We start from the raw sequence: 15,745 nt of genomic DNA, 5'->3' as shown, positions 1-15,745 counted from the left end.
CCCCCCTTGCGCGTTCATGCTCGTTGCGTTGCCTAGTCGCGGCGAAAGATGCAAGACTGAGCACGAAGCGCGCGGGAACGCGCAGGAGGGGGAGGTTACCGGTGACGGGTCCAGGGGTTGGCATGACCACCGACATCGAGGAGCAGCCGGCCGGGTTCGCGCGGCTGCTCTCCGCCGAACACACCGGGCCGATCGCCCGGGTGGCCGAGGTGATCGCCCGGCGGCGGCCCCGGCACGTGGTCTTCACCGCGCGCGGCACCTCCGACCACGCCGCCCTCTACGGCGCGTACCTCACCGAGATCCGCCTCGGCATCCCGGCCGGGCTCGCCTCGCCGAGCACGATCACCGTCTTCGGCGCCCGGCCGGACCTCTCCGACGCCCTTGTGGTCGGGGTCAGCCAGAGCGGCGGCTCGCCCGACCTGGTGGAGGTGATCCGGGTGGCCCGCGCCACCGGTGCGCTCACCCTCGCCGTCACCAACGCCCCGCAGTCGCCGCTGGCCCAGGCCGCCGAGTTGAGCGTCGACATCGCCGCCGGGCACGAGCGGGCCGTCGCCGCCACCAAGACGTACACCGCCGAACTGCTGGCCCTGCTGCTGCTGGTCGAGGGCATCCGCAACGGCGACGGCAGCCTGCCGGCCGACGAGCGCGCGGCGCTCGACGCCCTGCCGGACCTCGCCGCGCGCACTCTCGCCGACCCCACCCCGACCCAGCTCGCCGCCCGCTACCGGTTCGCCGCGCGCCTGGTCACCACCGGTCGCGGGTACGCCTACCCGACGGCGCGGGAGGCGGCGCTGAAGCTGATGGAGACCTCCTACCTGCCGGCGCTCGCCTTCTCCGGGGCGGACCTGCTGCACGGCCCGCTCGCGATGACCGACCCGGACGTGCCGGTGCTGGCCGTGGTCGGCTCCGGTCTCGGCGGGCGCTCGATGCGCGAGGTGCTGCCCCGGCTCGGCGAGCGCCGTGCCGACGTGGTCGTGGTCGGCTCCGCGGACGTCGAGGGTGCTACCCGGATGGTCGTCCCCGACGTCGACGAGCGGTACGCGCCACTGCTCGACATCCTGCCGTTGCAGCGGCTGGCGCTCAGCCTGGCGCTCGCCCGGGGCGAGGACCCGGACGCCCCGCGCGGGTTGAAGAAGGTCACCTCGACCATGTGACCGAGGTGCCCGTGCGGTGGCCGACCGGGCGGGGTGCGATCCGGCGTGGCAGGCTGTCGAGGTGTCCACGCTGCGCGAACTCGCCGAGGAGCACACCCAGCTCCGTCCGGCCGACGTCGACCACCTGCACCGGATCGCCGGCGACTGGCAGCTCCTGTCCGACCTGTCCTTCGCCGACCTGCTGCTCTGGGTGCCCGTGGACGGCGACGAGAGCTTCCTCTGCGTCGCCCAGGTCCGCCCGACGACCGCCCCGACCGCATACCTGGACGACCAGGTGGGACGGATCGTCGGCGGGCCGGAGGTGGCCCACCTGACCATCGCGTACAGCCAGGGCCGGATCTGGCGGGAGGGCGACCCGGTCTGGTACGGCGACGTCCCGGCCCGGCACGAGGCCATCCCGGTGCGGCTGCGCACCGCCGACGGCGAGGCCGGTGAGGTGATCGCCGTGGTGGGGCGGGACACCAACCTCTCCACCGCCCGCACGCCCAGCCAGCTGGAACTGAACTACCTGACCACCGCCGACGACCTGGCCCAGATGCTCGCCGACGGCACCTTCCCGCCGCCCCGCCATCCGGGCGAGACCACCTCCGCGCCCCGGGTCGGCGACGGGCTGGTCCGGCTCGACGCCAGCGGCAAGGTCACCTACGCCAGCCCGAACGCCCAGTCGGCGTACCGGCGGCTCGGGTTCGCCTCCCACCTGGTCGGTGAGGACCTGGCGGTGCTGCACCGCCGGCTCGCCACCGACCCGCTGGAGGGCACCGACGCGGCCAACGGCATCCTCGCCGCGCTCCGGGGCGAGGCCCCGCCCCGCCGCGAGATCGACGCCCGGGGTGCGACCATGCTCACCCGGGCGCTGCCGCTGATGCCGGCCGGCGTGCCGATCGGCGCGCTGGTGCTGGTCCGGGACATCACCGAGGTCCGTCGCCGCGACCGGGCGTTGATCACCAAGGACGCCACCATCCGGGAGATCCACCACCGGGTGAAGAACAACCTCCAGACCGTGGCGGCGCTGCTGCGGCTCCAGGCCCGCCGGGTCGGTATCCCCGCCGCCCGGGCCGCTCTGGAGGAATCGGTACGCCGGGTCGCCTCGATCGCGCTGGTCCACGAGACCCTCTCCATGTCCAGCGACGAGGCGGTCGAGTTCGACGGGATCGTCGACCGGGTGGCCCGCGCGGCGGCCGAGGTCGCCGCCACCGACACCCCGGTGCGGATGCGCCGGGAGGGCAGTTTCGGCGTCCTGCCCGCCGAGATCGCCACCTCGCTGGTGATGGTCCTCAACGAACTGTTGCTCAACGCCGTGGAGCACGGCTTTCCGCCCAGCGACTCCGCCCCCGAACCGGGCACCGTGTCCGCCGGGGCGGAGGTGGTGGTCTCCGCGCACCGCTTCCGTAAGCAACTGCACGTCACCGTCGACGACAACGGTCGAGGGCTGCCCGCCGACTTCGACGCCGAACGCGGCGGCAACCTGGGCCTCCAGATCGTCCGGGCCCTGGCCACCGGGGAGTTGCGCGGCAGCATCGAGCTGCGTAACCGCGCCGGTGGCGGCACCGAGGCGGTGCTGGTCGTTCCGCTCGCCGCGCCCCGCCCCCGCTGAGGTGGTTGCAGGCTGAGGTGGTTGCAGGGGACCCTTCCTACCGCTTTTTGAGTAGCAGGGGTCCCCTGCATCCACCTCAGCGTGGCCGGGCGAGCAGGGCGACGGTGATGCCCGGCACCGTCGCGCGGTCGGTGGTGGCGAAGCCGTCGAGCGCCTCCCGCTTCGCCGTCGGCAGCGCGGCCACCGGATCGGCCCGGTTGCCGGCCACCACCAGCCACACCCGGTCCACCCCGGCCAGGCAGCGGGCCGGTTGCGCGCACTCGGTGGCACGCAGGTCACCGGCCCGGCGCGGGTCGCGTACCGCCAGCACGTCGCGGGGACGCTCGTCGCCCAGGTGATACGCCAGGCCGAGGTCGAGGAAGAGGAAGCCGTCGCGGGAGCCGTAGACGACCCCGTCGCCGGGGCGCTGCCCGGCGGCGACGATCCGGGCTGCCGCCCGGTAGTCGACCTGGGCGGAGCGGGGCCAGTCGTGGGTACGCCGCAGGTCGAGCTGGGCGGGAACGCCGAGGACGGCGGTCAGGCCGACCACCGCCAGCGCGGGCCCCGGGCGCACCGAGGCGAGCAGCGCTCCGGCGGGCAGGCAGAGGAACGGCGTGGTGAAGACGAGGTAGCGCGGCACCCAGACGGCGGTCACCAGCCCGGCGGCGAAGAGCAGCGCGGCCGGGGCGGCCACCGCCGCCAGCATGAGCCAGCCCCACCGCCGGTCGGCGGTCGTCCGTCCCGCCGTCCGGCCGCCGACCGCCGACCGGGGGGTACCGGCATCGGCCGGGGCACCCCCGACCGCTCGGAGGGCATCGGCCCCGGACGGAGCGTCGCCGGCCGGTCGGGCGGCGCCGACCACGGCCAGTCCGACCAGCAGGCCACCCACCACGGCGCTGGCGGTGAGCGAGCCGGGCAGTCCGGCGAGGTCGCCGAGGCGGGCCGGATCCACCCAGCTCAACTGGCGGGACTGCTGCCCCCGGGCGAGCAGCACCAGCGGGATCGACACGGCGGTCGCCGGCAGCAGGGCGAGCAGCCAGCGGCGGACCGCGCCCCGCACCGCCAGGGCGTGCGCGGCGAGCAGGGTCAGCGCGACCAGGTGCGCCAGGCCGAGGGTGGCCACCACCCCGGCGTACGCCGCCCACCGGCCCCGGCCCGGCCGGCGCAGCGCCGCCACCAACAGCACCGTCGCGGCCACCGCGAGCAGGGTGGCGAGCGCGTACGGCCGGGCCTCCTGCCCGTACCGGGAGGTGCTCGGCAGCACCGCGAAGAGCAGCCCGCCCCACCGGCCGGCCCGGACGCCGAACAGGCGCTCCCCGAGGACGGCGGTGAGGCCGGCCGCCCCGGCCATGGCCAGCACGGACGGGGCGCGCAGCGCCGTCACCGAGTCGCCGAGGACCGCCACCTGGCCGTGCGTGAGCAGGTAGTACGGGGCGAGGGTGGCGTCGACGGTGGCCGCCAAGCGGGCCAGGTCGGGCAGCGGACGGGTGGCGGCGCTCCAGGTGGCCAGCTCGTCCCGCCAGGGTTGGGCCCGGCCGATCCCGGCGGAGGCGACGGCGAGGGTCAGCAGAGTCGGCCAGAGCCAGACCGGGCGGCCGGCGCGTCGGATCCGCTCCCGCCAGCCGCCCGGTACGTCGGATCCGCCGACCACCCCCGAAGCGTCGCACGCGTCGGTCGTCGCCGACGGGGTGATCGGGACAGGTCGATCGGTTCGGCCCGGTCCGGAGCGCGTGTTCCGAGGTCGCCCGTGATGTGGGATGGCGCACCGGGACCTTGGCCGGGTTCTCGTGGGTGTGGCAGCATGGGCGACATGACCGCCGCTGTCGAGCGCCGCTTCGTGGCCCGCCGCCACGTCGACTACGGTCGCGTCCGCAGCGCCATCTGTCCGGCCCACTGACGACGCCCGACTCATTCGTCTCGGGCGCGCATCCGCGCCGGCTCCCCGACACCGTTGTCTCCCCGCCCGGTATTCCGGGCCGGCCGGCGCGTCCCGCGCTCGCACCGACGCGATCACCAGACAACGGAGGACGCCGCGATGGCCGTCAACAGCACCCCGGCTCGGCCCGAGCGCCCGGCGGCAGTCGCCGCCCGGGCCCCCCGCCGGCCTCGGGGTGAGGGACAGTGGGCGCTCGGGCACCGCGAGCCGCTCAACCCGAACGAGCGGATGAAGAAGGACGACGACCCGCTCAACGTCCGCGCCCGGATCGAGAACATCTACGCGCACCGGGGCTTCGCCTCGATCGACCCGCAGGATCTGCGCGGCCGGTTCCGCTGGTGGGGCCTCTACACCCAGCGCAAGGCCGGCATCGACGGTGGGCGGACCGCCGTGCTGGAGCCGCACGAGCTGGAGGACGAGTTCTTCATGCTCCGGGTGCGTGTCGACGGTGGGCAGCTCAGCCTGGCGCAGCTGCGGGTGGTCGCCGACATCTCCCGGGAGTTCGCCCGGGACACCGCCGACATCACCGACCGGCAGAACATCCAGTACCACTGGATCCGGGTCGAGGACATGCCGGAGATCTGGCGGCGGCTGGAGTCGGTCGGCCTCCAGACCACCGAGGCGTGCGGGGACTGCCCCCGGATCGTGCTCGGCAGTCCGGTCGCCGGCGTGGCGAGGGACGAACTGGTCGACCCGACCCCGGCGATCGACGAGATCGTCCGGCGGTACGTCGGCGACAAGCAGTACTCCAACCTGCCCCGCAAGTTCAAGTCCTCGATCTCCTGGCTGGTCGACACGCCGTACGAGGCGAACGACATCGCCTTCCTCGGGGTGGAGCATCCCGACCACGGCCCCGGGTTCGACGTCTGGGTAGGTGGCGGTCTCTCCACCAACCCCATGCTCGCCAAGCGGCTCGGGGTGTGGGTGCCGTTGGCCGAGGTCCCCGACGTGTGGGCCGGGGTGGTGGGCATCTTCCGCGACTACGGCTACCGCCGGTTGCGCAACCGGGCCCGGTTGAAGTTCCTGGTCGCCGACTGGGGCGTGGAGAAGTTCCGCGAGGTGCTGGAGAAGGAGTACCTGGGCCGGGCGCTGCTGGACGGTCCGGCCCCGGAGCTGCCGTCCCGCCCGATCGACCACGTCGGGGTGCACGAGCAGGCCGACGGGCGGTACTACGTCGGGGCGGCCCCGGTCGTCGGGCGGGTCTCCGGCACCCAGCTCGCCCGGCTCGCCGACGTGGTCGCCGCGCACGGCAGCGACCGGGTGCGGCTCACCCCGTACCAGAAGCTGCTGGTGCTGGACGTCGCGCCGGAGCGGACCGACTCGCTGGTGGCGGCGCTGCGCGGCATCGGTCTGGAGGCCCGGCCGTCGGCGTGGCGGCGCGGCACGATGGCCTGCACCGGCATCGAGTACTGCAAGCTCGCGATCGTCGAGACCAAGGCCCGGGGCGAGGAGCTGGTGGCCCGGCTGGAGGAGCGGCTGCGCGAGTTCGACGCGGACATCTCGATCCACATCAACGGCTGCCCGAACGCCTGCGCCCGGACGCAGGTCGCCGACATCGGCCTGAAGGGCCAGATCGTGGTCGGCCCGGACGGCCGCCAGGTCGAGGGCTTCCAGGTGCACCTGGGCGGTGGGCTGGGCATGGCGCACGGCCAGACCGCCGGCTTCGGCCGCAAGCTGCGCGGCCTGAAGACCACGGCCGAGGAACTGCCCGGGTACGTGGAACGGGTGGCCCGGCGCTACCTGGCCAGCCGCACCGAGGGGGAGAGGTTCGCCAACTGGGTGATCCGGGTCGACGAGGAGGAACTCCGGTGAACGAGCGATTCGACGTGGGATCCCGTCGCGGTGGGGGGACACGATGAGCGAGACCCGTTCGGTGCCGCTGTACTGCCCGTACTGCGGCGAGGAGGATCTACGCCCGAGCGAGGCCGGGCACGGCGTGTGGGAGTGCCACGCCTGCGTCCGGGTCTTCACGGTGAAGTTCAACGGGCTGCTCTCCCGAGCGGCTTCCCGGCCGGCAGCCGACGCGGCCGTCCGGCCGGCGGTCGACGGGACGGTGCCGCGATGAGCGGGCTGGTGTCGGCGGCCGGGTTCGGGCTGGTCGGCGCCGGCCGCCCCGGCCCGGCCGAGCCGGACCGGCGTAGCCCGGACGAGCTGCGTGAGCTGGCCACCCGGGCCGGACGGGACCTGGAGGGCGCTGGGGCCCTGGAGATCGCCCGCTGGGCGGCGGAGACCTTCGGCGACCGGTTCTGCGTCACCAGTTCGATGGCGGACGCCGTCCTGGCCCACCTGGTCTCCCGGGTCGCGCCCGGCGTCGACGTGGTCTTCCTGGACACCGGCCTGCACTTCCCGGAGACCCTGCGGATCCGCGACGAGGTGGCCCGTACGCTGCCGGTGAACGTCCGCTCGATCCGTCCCCGGCTGACCGTCGGCCAGCAGGACGGCGAGTACGGGCCCCGGCTGTTCAACAAGTCGCCGGACGACTGCTGCCAGCTGCGCAAGGTCGAACCGTTGGAGCGGGCGCTGTCCGGGTACGACGCCTGGGCGGCCGGGCTGCGCCGGGACGAGTCGCCGACCCGGGCGAACACCCCGGTGGTCGGATTCGACGAGCGGCGCGGCAAGGTGAAGGTCAACCCCATCGCGGCCTGGACCCAGGCGGACGTGGACGCCTACGTCGCCCGGCACCGGGTGCCGGTGAACGACCTGTTCCGGCAGGGCTACGGCTCGATCGGGTGCTGGCCCTGCACCCGGCGGACGAAGGCGGGGGAGGACCCCCGCGCCGGCCGTTGGGCGATGTTCGAGAAGACCGAGTGCGGACTGCACGTCTGACCCCCGGAACACCGGCGCGGCCTGCCGCGGCCGGTCCGGCGGCGGTGGCCGGGGTCGATCCGGTCGTCCTGGTCGCCCATGGCAGCCGGGATCCCCGCGCCGCCGCCGCGACCCGGGCGTTGGCCGGGGCGGTCGCCGCCGCCCGTCCCGGTGCGGTGGTCCTGCCGAGTTGGTTGGACCACACCGAGCCCACGCCGGTCGAGGTGCTGCGGGGGCTGGCCGCCGTCGGTCATCCCCGGGCGGTCCTGGTGCCGTTGCTGTTGACCGCCGCCTACCACCGGCGGGTGGACGTGCCGGCGGCGGTCGCGGAGGCGGGCGCCGCCGGACCACCGATGGCGGTACGGGTGACCGACGTGCTCGGTCCGGTCGGTGCGGTGGTGGACGCCACACTGTTGGCCGGGCTGCGGCAGCGACTGGCCGAGGCGGAACCGGGCCGGTTCGACGCGCTGGTGCTGGCGGCGGCGGGCACCCGGGACGCGCGGGCCCGTGCCTCGGTGGGACGGGTGGCCACCGCGCTCGGGGCGAGCTACGGGGTGCCCTGCCGGGTCGCGTACGCCTCGGCCGCCGCGCCGTCCACCGGTGCGGCGGTGGCCCGGTTCCGGGCGGCGGGGGCCGGGCGGGTGGCGGTGTCGGCGTACTTCCTGGCACCGGGGCTGTTCCACGATGCGGTGACGGCGGTGGCCCGGGAGGCCGGCGCGGTCGCGGTCTCCGCCCCGCTCGGCGACACCCCGGACCTGGTCCGCCTGCTCCTGAGCCGCATCACCCCGGGGGAGAAAGGCGAACGCCCCGCCAGCGGGCTGGCGGGGCGTTCGGTGGTGTGTGGTCAGGCGGAGTGAGCGCGCAGCACTCGGAGACCGCCGCGACGCTTCACGGCGCGACGCTCCTCCTCGCTCATTCCGCCCCAGACGCCGGCGTCCTGACCGGACTCCAGTGCCCACTTCAGGCACTCGTCGGTCACGGAGCACCGCCGGCAGACGGCCTTGGCCTGCTCGACCTGCAGCAGAGCCGGCCCGGACGTCCCGATCGGGAAGAACAGCTCCGGGTCCTCGTCGCGGCAGGCAGCATGGTGGCGCCAGTCCATGGCGGCAACACTCCTCATTCTGAGATGGGTGGCAGTTCTTTGCTTTTCCGTTTTCCTATTCGCATACGCAGTGCCGATGGTGACGGTTCGCGTTCATCTAATCAGCATTGCGTGAGCAGGCCGTTAGCCCTGGGGCAGCGAGGAACAGCTCATCATGTCGAGCATATCCGCGCAATGTCCCGGTAACTCAAGTCCGCTTGTGAATACTTTCACGAACTACTGGAATGTCAAGGGTGACGCTCCGAAAAACTTCTCGGCGGTGAGCAAGCTCACGACCTATTTGCCCGGTTTCCCGAGCCGGCCCCACCGCGCCGCCCCGTAGCCGAGGATCAATATAGTACAGTCCGCACGACATTGCAGGCATATCCGGCACCTCGCCCTCCGGCGCGTCGCCCGCCGCGCCAACCGAGGGTGGTACCCCAGACTCAGCAGATTACTCTCAGTGCGGCCGGTACGGATGTGAATCTAACTTTTTCCCGCTCTCCAAGGTAGTCCCCGTCGAGTTGGAACGCCTGCGGGCGGCTCGCGACCAAGGTGAACTCGGCCACGTCGTGAAGGCGGAGCACCTGTCGTCCACGGGGGTCCGGGTGCCGGGAGAACATCTGGGTGACCGTGCGTGACGTGCTCGCCACCCTTAGCTGACGAAGCGCCATCACGTCAAGGCCAAGGTCGAATGATGCGTCCGGGTTGGGGTTGATTTCCCGATCACCGAGGTACGTCCAAGGGGCCGTGTTCTGGATGATGGCCGTCGCCAACTCGCCTTCCGACTCCTCTCCCGGACGCTCCAACCGGATCATCGGATGCCGTCGGTCGGAGCCGAGGAAGTACTGATTCACCGCAGCGCGAAGATATAGCGACGGAGTGGAAACACGGCCTCGCTTCCGTGCCATTTCCACGCGATGCACGACCGCCGCGTCGAGCCCGAAGCCGGCGCAGAAGGTGAAGTAGCGGTCGTCGGCGCGGCCCAACCCGATCGTCCGGGAGCGACCCAGTCGGAGCCCCTCCAGGATCATGCTGGTGCCGTCGGGCCATTCCCGGGGCAGACCCAGTGCCCGCGCGAAGACGTTCGTCGAGCCGCCGGGCACCGTGGCGAGCGCGGGCAGCCGGTCGGCCGACGTGCCGCCGGTGACCGTCGGTGGCTCGGCGGTCATCAGCCCGTTCACCACCTCGTTGACCGTGCCGTCACCACCGAGGGTGACGACCAGGTCGACGCCCTCCTCGGCCGCCTCGCGCGCGAGGTCGGTGGCGTGCCCACGGCGACGGGTGTACCGCACCGCGAGGTCCACCTCACTGCGCAGCGCCCGGACCAGCACGTCCCGGCTGCGTTCGCTCGTGGTGGTGGCCTTCGGGTTGACTACCAGGACGGCCCGCATGGGCGGACTGTACCGCGATCCCGCGCGGGTATCGTGTCGCCGTGACGATCGACTCCGACCCGGTGCCCACCACGCTGAGTGCGGCGGTCCGCCTGCTGAGGGGAGAGGCGGTCGCCCTCGGGCTGGTCGCCGTCTGGTTGGTCTACGAGAACCTGACCTCGGACGCGGTCGACCTTGCCTCGGCGGTGCTCATCACCGTCTTCGCGGCCGGTGGCGCGCTCACGCTCTGGGCGGTCGGCACCGCCCTCGCGCGCCGCCGGGCCGGCGCCCGCGCCCCGGCGATCGTGCTCCAGCTCATGCTCCTGCCGATCGGTTGGTACATGATCGAGGGTGGGCTGGGTTGGCTCGGGGTGCCGCTGATGGCGCTCGGCGCGGGCGTGTGCGCGCTCCTGATCGCCCCGGCCACCACCCGGGCACTCGGTCTGCTGGACTGACGCCGTCCGTGGGCCGGGCACGGCCCGGCGGCGTCAGTGCGCGGCGCGGCGGGTGAGCAGCGAGATGGTGGCCCGGCCGTCGGCGGCGGTCGCGGCGGCCGACGTGGTCAGCGCGGTGAGCACCTTCCAGGCGAAGGAGGACTCGGCCGGCAGCTTTGCGCCCCGGACCGTCGGCACGGTCACCTCGACGGTCAGCGCGTCCTCGGTGACCGCGAAGGAACACTCCAGCTCGGCGTCGCGGGTGGCGATCGCGAGCAGCATGGCGCAGGCCTCGTCGACCGCGATCCGCAGATCCTCGATCTCGTCGAGGGCGAACTGGAGACGCGCGGCGAGGCCCGCGGTCGCGGTCCGCAGCACGCTGAGGTAGCCGCCGTCCGCGGGCACGGTCAGGTGTACGACGTCCTCGTCGGCCGTCGTCCGCCCGGTCAGTTGAGTCACGCTCATCCCCCCGGTCGCGGACTCTACCCGGTCGGACCGGATGCCGCTTCGTCAACGGTGGCCTGTGCCGCCAGCCGCCGCAGCGCCGCCCCGTCCAGCCGGTACGGCACCCAGTCGTCGATGGTGCGGGCGTCGATCGCCCGGTAGAAGCCGGCGGCGGGATTCCAGTCGAGCATCATCCACTCCAGCCGCCGGTAGCCCCGTTCGAGGCAGAGCGCGGCGAGGGCCGCCAGCAGCAGCCGTCCCGCCCCGGTGCCGCGGGCGGCCGGCCGGACGTAGAGGTCCTCCAGGTGGATGCCGTGGGTTCCCTCCCAGGTGGAGAAGGTGAGGAACCAGAGGGCGAACCCGACCGGCCGGTCGGTGGCGTCGACCGCCACGTGACCGAAGAGGGTCGGCGCCGGGCCGAACAGCGCCGCCTCGAGCTGCCCGGCGGTGAGGTGACAGCGGTCGGCGGCCCGCTCGTAATCGGCCAGCTCGTGCACCATGGCGACGACGGCCGGTACGTCCCGGGGACGTACCGGCCGGATCGTCGGTGCGGTTGCGCCGAGGGTCACGCCTGCTTGGTCTCCCAGAAGATCTTGGAGATCTCGTCGATCTTCTGGAGCAGCTCGTCGGCCTTGGCGGGGTCGATGGTGCCCTTGGCGCCGTTGGCGCCGGCCAGCTTGGTGGCCTCGTTGAACAGCGTGTGCAGGTTCGGGTACTTCTCGAAGTGCGCGGGCTTGAAGTAGTCCGTCCACAGCACCCACAGGTGGTGCTTGACCAGCTCGGAGCGCTGCTCCTTGATGATCAGGGCGCGGGTGCGGAACTCCGGGTCGGTGTTCGCCTGGTACTTCTCGCAGATCGCCTTGACCGACTCGGCCTCGATCCGGGCCTGCGCCGGGTCGTAGACGCCGCACGGCAGGTCGCAGTGGGCGCTGACGGTCACGCGCGGCGTGAAGATGCGGGGAAGACGCATCGGGATCCTCCATGGGACGTTTGCGATGATCCGACATGACATTACTCCTGGAGTTGCTCCCCGACGGTGCGGAGGTGAAACCCGGTGACCGCTGGTGGCGGCGGTACGCCCCGGCCGCGCGGGCCGCTGGCCGCCGTACTGGTGACCGGGCCGTCCATGGTCCCGACCTTGCGGCACGGGGACGCGCTGCTGGTCCGGACCGGCGGTCGTGCCGTCCGTGCGGGTGACATCGTGGTCGCGGTCTTCCGCAGCCGTCCGGGCCTGCTCGTGGTCAAGCGCGCGGTCCGCCCGGCGGAGGGCGGCTGGTGGGTACGCGGCGACAACGAGTTCGTCACCGACGACTCCCGCGTCCATGGCGTGGCCGACGTGTGGGGACGGGTGGTGGCGCGCTACTGGCCGCGACCTCGACGATTCAGTGAGCAACCGTTATGACCCTACTCACATTCGAGTTTCATCCCGGACACTATGCTCGGGCAGTGTCCGGGTGACCCCCGCACCGCGCGCTGCCCGCTGCCGCTGACCACGTGGCCCGGTTGGCCGGTCCATCTGCTCGACAGATCCTGGAGTCACCATGTCATCGTCTTCTGTGGATCCCGCTGATCCCGTCTTCCGGCTGCACGTCGGCGGCAAGATGGCCGTCACCTCGACGGTGCCGCTGACCAGCCGCGAGGATCTCTCCCTCGCCTACACCCCGGGAGTCGCCCGGGTCTGTGAGGCCATCGCCGCCGACCCCGCCCTGGTGGACGAGTACACCTGGGTGTCGCACACCGTCGCGGTGGTCACCGACGGCTCGGCCGTGCTCGGCCTGGGCAACATCGGTCCCCGCGCGGCGATGCCGGTGATGGAGGGCAAGGCGGTGCTGTTCAAGCAGTTCGGCGGCGTGGACGCCGTGCCGATCTGCCTGGACACCCAGGACGTGGACGAGATCGTCACGGCGGTGACGGCGCTCGCCCCGTCGTTCGGGGGGATCAACCTGGAGGACATCAGCGCGCCGCGCTGCTTCGAGATCGAGCGTCGCCTCGACGAGGCCCTCGGCATCCCGGTCTTCCACGACGACCAGCACGGCACCGCCATCGTCGTGCTGGCCGCCCTGCGCAACGCGTCCCGGCTGCTCAACCGCAAGCTCGGTGACCTGCGGGTGGCGGTCAGCGGTGCCGGCGCGGCCGGGATCGCGGTGACCAAGATGCTGATCGCCGGGGGCGTCAACCCGGACGACGTGGTGGTCTGCGACTCGCGGGGCATCATCGGCCCGGACCGTGCCGACCTCACCGCCACCAAGGCCGAACTGGCCGCCCTCACCAACGCCGCCGGGCGGCGTGGGGACATCACCGAGGCGCTGCGTGACGCGGACGTCCTGATCGGGGTTTCCGGTGGTCAGATCCCGGAGGCGGCAGTTGCCGGGATGGCCTCCGGTGGCATCGTCTTCGCCCTGGCCAACCCCACCCCGGAGGTGCACCCCGAGGTGGCCGCCCGGCACGTCGAGGTGGTCGCCACCGGGCGCAGCGACTACCCCAACCAGATCAACAACGTGCTCGCCTTCCCCGGTGTGTTCCGGGGCGCGCTGGACGCCCGGGCCACCCGGATCACCGAGAACATGAAGGTGGCGGCGGCCGACGCGATCGCCGGGGTGGTCAGCGAGACGTTGACCGCGGACGCGATCGTGCCCTCGCCGCTCGACCCCCGGGTCGCCCCGGCCGTCGCCCAGGCGGTCGCGGAGGCGGCCCGCGCGGACGGCGTCGCCCGCGCCTGAACCGTCGGAACTCCGAAAAGGGGCCCCACCCGCCGCCCGCCGGCCGGGAGGGGGCCCTTTTCCGGCAGAGCCGGACGGTACGGACGAATAGCCGCCCCGGCGCGGACGCGGCGCAGCGGCGTGGTGGCCGAGGGTCACCTCCTCGGGGGCTGCGCCGCTGCCGTCATCCTTGTTACCGTGCCGACCATGCGTGCCGCCTTTGCCTCCCGTTTCGACGACGCCGACCCGCTCGCCGCGCTCACCGTGGGAGAGCAGCCCGAGCCGACCCCCTGGGACGACGACTGGGTGACCGTCCAGGTCCTGGCCAGCTCGCTCAACCACCACGACCTCTGGTCGCTGCGCGGCGTCGGCCTGGGCGCGGACCGCCTGCCGATGATCCTCGGCTGCGACGCGGTGGGCGTCGGCCCGGACGGCAACGAGGTCGTCGTCTACCCGGTGATCGCCGACAAGGGCGACCCGCGCGGCATCTCCCTCCTCTCCGAGCACGCCCAGGGCACCCTCGCCGAGCGGGTGGCCGTACCCCGGTCGAACCTGCTGCCACTGCCCGCCGGGCTCTCCGCCACCGACGCCGCCTGCCTGCCCACCGCCTGGCTCACCGCCTGGCGGATGCTCAGGACCGTCGGGCGGGTCGACGAGGGCGACGCGGTGCTCGTGCAGGGCGCCGGTGGCGGGGTCGCCACGGCGGCCGTGGCGCTCGCCCTGGCGATGGGGAAGCGGGTCTACGCGACCAGCCGGGACGCGGCCAAGCGGGAGCGGATCGCCGCGCTGGGCGCGACCGCCGTGGAGCCGGGAGCCCGGCTGCCGGAGCGGGTCGACGTGGTCGTCGAGACGGTCGGCGCGGCCACCTTCGACCACTCCCTGAAGTCGGCCGCGCCGATGGCCCGGATCGTCGTCTCCGGTGCGACCGCCGGGCACGAGCCGAAGGTCAACCTGCGCCGGATCTTCGCCATGCAGTTGCAGATCCTCGGCACCTCGATGGGCACCCCGGACGACATGGCGCAGCTGCTCGCCTTCTGCGCCGAACACGGGGTGCGCCCGGTCGTCGACAGCGTGCACCCGTTCAGCCAGGTCGAGGAGGCGTTCGCCCGGCTGCACTCCGGTGACGTCTTCGGCAAGGTCGTCGTCGACCACACCCGCTGATCCCGGCGGCGCCCCGCACCGACGACGGTCGCGGGGCGTCCGCCCGCAGCGGCGGGTACGCGCGCCCCGGCGGACGGCTCAGAGCCGGTTGTCGAGGGTGGCGAGACCGCCCCGTGCCGCGTCCGCCGGCAGCCGGCGCTTGGCCGTGTCGTCGCCGTAGAGGCTCCAGCGCAGGAACTCGACGGTGGTGTCCGCGACGACCCGCAGGGACGCGCCGTCGGTGAGCAGGGCCCGCCCATGGTCTCCCCGGGGCAGGCTCAGCATCGCCTTGGGCCAGGGAACCCGGTCGTAGGCCGCCCTGCCGGCGGAGTAGTCGACCACCTCGTCGAGTTCACCGTGCACGAAGAGCTGCGGGGCGGCGGTTCCGGCGAAGGCGCTGCCCACGCCGAGTGCGGTGCCGGCGAGGACCACCCCGGCGTCGAGCCGCTCGTCCCGGCCCAGGGTGAACAGGCCGATGGTGGTCACCCCGCCGGCGGAGTGCCCGGCGGCGGCCACCCGGTCGGTGGCCAGCCGCCCGCGCAGCGGGTCGCCGGCCCGCCCGTCCAGGGCCAGCACCTCGGTGAGCACGTACGACACGTCGGCCGGCTGGTTCAGCACGTCGAGCGGGTTGACCTGGGCGGCACCCCGGCTGGTGTTCGGGAAGGTCGGTGCGGCCACCACGAAGCCCGCCGCCGCCCACCGGGTGAGCAGGGCGGCGTAGTCGGCTGGCCGGGCGCTGAGGCCGTGGCTGAACACCACCACCGGGAAGCGGCCCCCGGCGGTGGGTGCCGACCGTTTCGCCGTGTCGCCGGACTCGCCCCGGGCCGGGTACCAGAGCGTCACCGGCAGGGGCCGGTCGCCGTCCCGGTTGAGTGTGAGCTGGCGTACGCCGACCGCGAACGCCTGCTCCGGCGCCCGCCCCCGGGGGACCTTTGCGGCGGGCGTGGCGGTCGTCGACGGTTCGGCCGCCGGGGACCAGGTGGCCGGGGCGGCGTCGGTCGAGCACGCGGCCAGTCCCAGGGTGAGCAGCGTGGTGGCGACGAGCGCGGGGGTACGGCGGCGGGACATGCCCTCGATTGTGCCTCGCCTCCCGGCTCGGCCGGACG

Annotated in this window: 17 protein-coding genes; 10 read left to right on the top strand and 7 right to left on the bottom strand. The window is 73.3% G+C overall.

The window, feature by feature from the left end; genetic code table 11:
• The first annotated feature begins 122 nt into the window (after positions 1 to 122).
• Complete coding sequence (locus tag IGA62_RS07470; protein WP_145815660.1) at positions 123 to 1,154, top strand: SIS domain-containing protein; 1,032 nt, start codon at positions 123 to 125, stop codon at positions 1,152 to 1,154.
• 61 nt (positions 1,155 to 1,215) lie between these two features.
• Positions 1,216 to 2,748, top strand: coding sequence for a PAS domain-containing sensor histidine kinase (locus IGA62_RS07465; protein ID WP_145815661.1), 1,533 nt, complete (start codon positions 1,216 to 1,218; stop codon positions 2,746 to 2,748).
• 76 nt (positions 2,749 to 2,824) lie between these two features.
• On the opposite strand, the gene IGA62_RS07460 is transcribed toward IGA62_RS07465, so the two are convergent.
• Positions 2,825 to 4,378: a glycosyltransferase family 39 protein gene (locus tag IGA62_RS07460; RefSeq protein WP_232624910.1), complete on the bottom strand. Its 1,554-nt coding sequence runs from the start codon at positions 4,376 to 4,378 to the stop codon at positions 2,825 to 2,827.
• Between the two features lie 384 nt (positions 4,379 to 4,762).
• Here IGA62_RS07460 and IGA62_RS07455 point away from each other — a divergent pair, with 384 nt between their 5' ends.
• Genes IGA62_RS07455 through IGA62_RS07440 form a run of 4 tightly spaced genes read left to right on the top strand, consistent with a single transcriptional unit; the run spans position 4,763 to position 8,325 of the window.
• Positions 4,763 to 6,475 carry a nitrite/sulfite reductase gene (locus IGA62_RS07455; protein ID WP_145815663.1) on the top strand — a complete coding sequence of 571 codons (1,713 nt, stop codon included), beginning with the start codon at positions 4,763 to 4,765 and terminating at the stop codon, positions 6,473 to 6,475.
• 43 nt (positions 6,476 to 6,518) lie between these two features.
• Positions 6,519 to 6,728, top strand: a complete 210-nt coding sequence (locus IGA62_RS07450; RefSeq protein WP_145815664.1) for a hypothetical protein — start codon at positions 6,519 to 6,521, stop codon at positions 6,726 to 6,728.
• Positions 6,725 to 7,489, top strand: coding sequence for a phosphoadenylyl-sulfate reductase (locus tag IGA62_RS07445; protein ID WP_145815665.1), 765 nt, complete (start codon positions 6,725 to 6,727; stop codon positions 7,487 to 7,489). Before IGA62_RS07450 ends, IGA62_RS07445 begins: the two co-directional genes overlap by 4 nt.
• A 44-nt stretch (positions 7,490 to 7,533) precedes the next feature.
• Positions 7,534 to 8,325, top strand: coding sequence for a sirohydrochlorin chelatase (locus IGA62_RS07440; RefSeq protein WP_232625050.1), 792 nt, complete (start codon positions 7,534 to 7,536; stop codon positions 8,323 to 8,325).
• On the opposite strand, the gene IGA62_RS07435 is transcribed toward IGA62_RS07440, so the two are convergent.
• A complete protein-coding gene (locus tag IGA62_RS07435) occupies positions 8,313 to 8,570 on the bottom strand; it encodes a WhiB family transcriptional regulator (protein WP_088982262.1) in 258 nt (85 codons plus the stop codon). The genes IGA62_RS07440 and IGA62_RS07435 overlap by 13 nt on opposite strands.
• 425 nt (positions 8,571 to 8,995) lie before the next feature.
• The gene (locus IGA62_RS07430) at positions 8,996 to 9,943 is read right to left on the bottom strand and encodes a diacylglycerol/lipid kinase family protein (RefSeq protein WP_091451149.1); all 948 of its coding nucleotides are present in this window, start codon (positions 9,941 to 9,943) and stop codon (positions 8,996 to 8,998) included.
• Between the two features lie 41 nt (positions 9,944 to 9,984).
• Between IGA62_RS07430 and IGA62_RS07425 the strand changes: the two genes are divergently transcribed.
• Entirely contained in the window at positions 9,985 to 10,377 is a 393-nt protein-coding gene (locus IGA62_RS07425; protein ID WP_145815667.1) for a hypothetical protein, read from the top strand.
• Positions 10,378 to 10,410: 33 nt separating this feature from the next.
• Here IGA62_RS07425 and IGA62_RS07420 read toward each other — a convergent pair whose 3' ends face one another.
• From IGA62_RS07420 to sodN, 3 genes are read right to left on the bottom strand one after another with little or no spacing between them, the layout of a single operon-like run.
• Positions 10,411 to 10,821: an ATP-binding protein gene (locus IGA62_RS07420; protein ID WP_377464320.1), complete on the bottom strand. Its 411-nt coding sequence runs from the start codon at positions 10,819 to 10,821 to the stop codon at positions 10,411 to 10,413.
• 17 nt (positions 10,822 to 10,838) lie between these two features.
• Positions 10,839 to 11,369 carry a GNAT family N-acetyltransferase gene (locus IGA62_RS07415; protein WP_425325897.1) on the bottom strand — a complete coding sequence of 177 codons (531 nt, stop codon included), beginning with the start codon at positions 11,367 to 11,369 and terminating at the stop codon, positions 10,839 to 10,841.
• Positions 11,366 to 11,770: a superoxide dismutase, Ni gene (gene sodN, locus IGA62_RS07410; RefSeq protein WP_091451141.1), complete on the bottom strand. Its 405-nt coding sequence runs from the start codon at positions 11,768 to 11,770 to the stop codon at positions 11,366 to 11,368. Before sodN ends, IGA62_RS07415 begins: the two co-directional genes overlap by 4 nt.
• 84 nt (positions 11,771 to 11,854) lie before the next feature.
• On the opposite strand from sodN, the gene IGA62_RS07405 reads away from it, so the two are divergent.
• The 3 genes from IGA62_RS07405 (at position 11,855) to IGA62_RS07395 (ending at position 14,660) form a co-directional block, all read left to right on the top strand.
• Positions 11,855 to 12,202 (top strand): S24/S26 family peptidase, encoded by a 348-nt coding sequence (locus IGA62_RS07405; protein WP_232624909.1) that lies wholly within the window; start codon positions 11,855 to 11,857, stop codon positions 12,200 to 12,202.
• Positions 12,203 to 12,341: 139 nt separating this feature from the next.
• The gene (locus IGA62_RS07400; protein ID WP_145815668.1) at positions 12,342 to 13,520 is read left to right on the top strand and encodes an NAD(P)-dependent malic enzyme; all 1,179 of its coding nucleotides are present in this window, start codon (positions 12,342 to 12,344) and stop codon (positions 13,518 to 13,520) included.
• Positions 13,521 to 13,697: 177 nt separating this feature from the next.
• Positions 13,698 to 14,660 (top strand): zinc-binding dehydrogenase, encoded by a 963-nt coding sequence (locus tag IGA62_RS07395; protein ID WP_145815669.1) that lies wholly within the window; start codon positions 13,698 to 13,700, stop codon positions 14,658 to 14,660.
• 78 nt (positions 14,661 to 14,738) lie between these two features.
• Here the strand turns inward: IGA62_RS07395 and IGA62_RS07390 are convergent, their stop codons facing one another.
• Positions 14,739 to 15,707 (bottom strand): alpha/beta hydrolase family protein, encoded by a 969-nt coding sequence (locus tag IGA62_RS07390; protein ID WP_145815670.1) that lies wholly within the window; start codon positions 15,705 to 15,707, stop codon positions 14,739 to 14,741.
• Positions 15,708 to 15,745 lie beyond the last annotated feature (38 nt).

The organism is Micromonospora sagamiensis, from assembly GCF_014680085.1.
Lineage (GTDB): Bacteria > Actinomycetota > Actinomycetes > Mycobacteriales > Micromonosporaceae > Micromonospora > Micromonospora inyonensis.
The sequence above is the reverse complement of the archived record's forward strand: the minus strand, read 5'-3'. Positions and strand labels throughout refer to the sequence as shown.

What these genes read in the sequence shown, in the direction of transcription:
- IGA62_RS07450 (WP_145815664.1), top strand. Translation starts at nt 6,519, where the DNA reads ATGAGCGAGACCCGTTCGGTGCCGCTGTACTGCCCGTACTGCGGCGAG.
- IGA62_RS07435 (WP_088982262.1), bottom strand. Translation starts at nt 8,570, where the DNA reads ATGGACTGGCGCCACCATGCTGCCTGCCGCGACGAGGACCCGGAGCTG.
- IGA62_RS07470 (WP_145815660.1), top strand. Translation starts at nt 123, where the DNA reads ATGACCACCGACATCGAGGAGCAGCCGGCCGGGTTCGCGCGGCTGCTC.
- IGA62_RS07455 (WP_145815663.1), top strand. Translation starts at nt 4,763, where the DNA reads ATGGCCGTCAACAGCACCCCGGCTCGGCCCGAGCGCCCGGCGGCAGTC.
- IGA62_RS07420 (WP_377464320.1), bottom strand. Translation starts at nt 10,821, where the DNA reads ATGAGCGTGACTCAACTGACCGGGCGGACGACGGCCGACGAGGACGTC.
- IGA62_RS07400 (WP_145815668.1), top strand. Translation starts at nt 12,342, where the DNA reads ATGTCATCGTCTTCTGTGGATCCCGCTGATCCCGTCTTCCGGCTGCAC.
- IGA62_RS07430 (WP_091451149.1), bottom strand. Translation starts at nt 9,943, where the DNA reads ATGCGGGCCGTCCTGGTAGTCAACCCGAAGGCCACCACCACGAGCGAA.
- sodN (WP_091451141.1), bottom strand. Translation starts at nt 11,770, where the DNA reads ATGCGTCTTCCCCGCATCTTCACGCCGCGCGTGACCGTCAGCGCCCAC.
- IGA62_RS07445 (WP_145815665.1), top strand. Translation starts at nt 6,725, where the DNA reads ATGAGCGGGCTGGTGTCGGCGGCCGGGTTCGGGCTGGTCGGCGCCGGC.
- IGA62_RS07390 (WP_145815670.1), bottom strand. Translation starts at nt 15,707, where the DNA reads ATGTCCCGCCGCCGTACCCCCGCGCTCGTCGCCACCACGCTGCTCACC.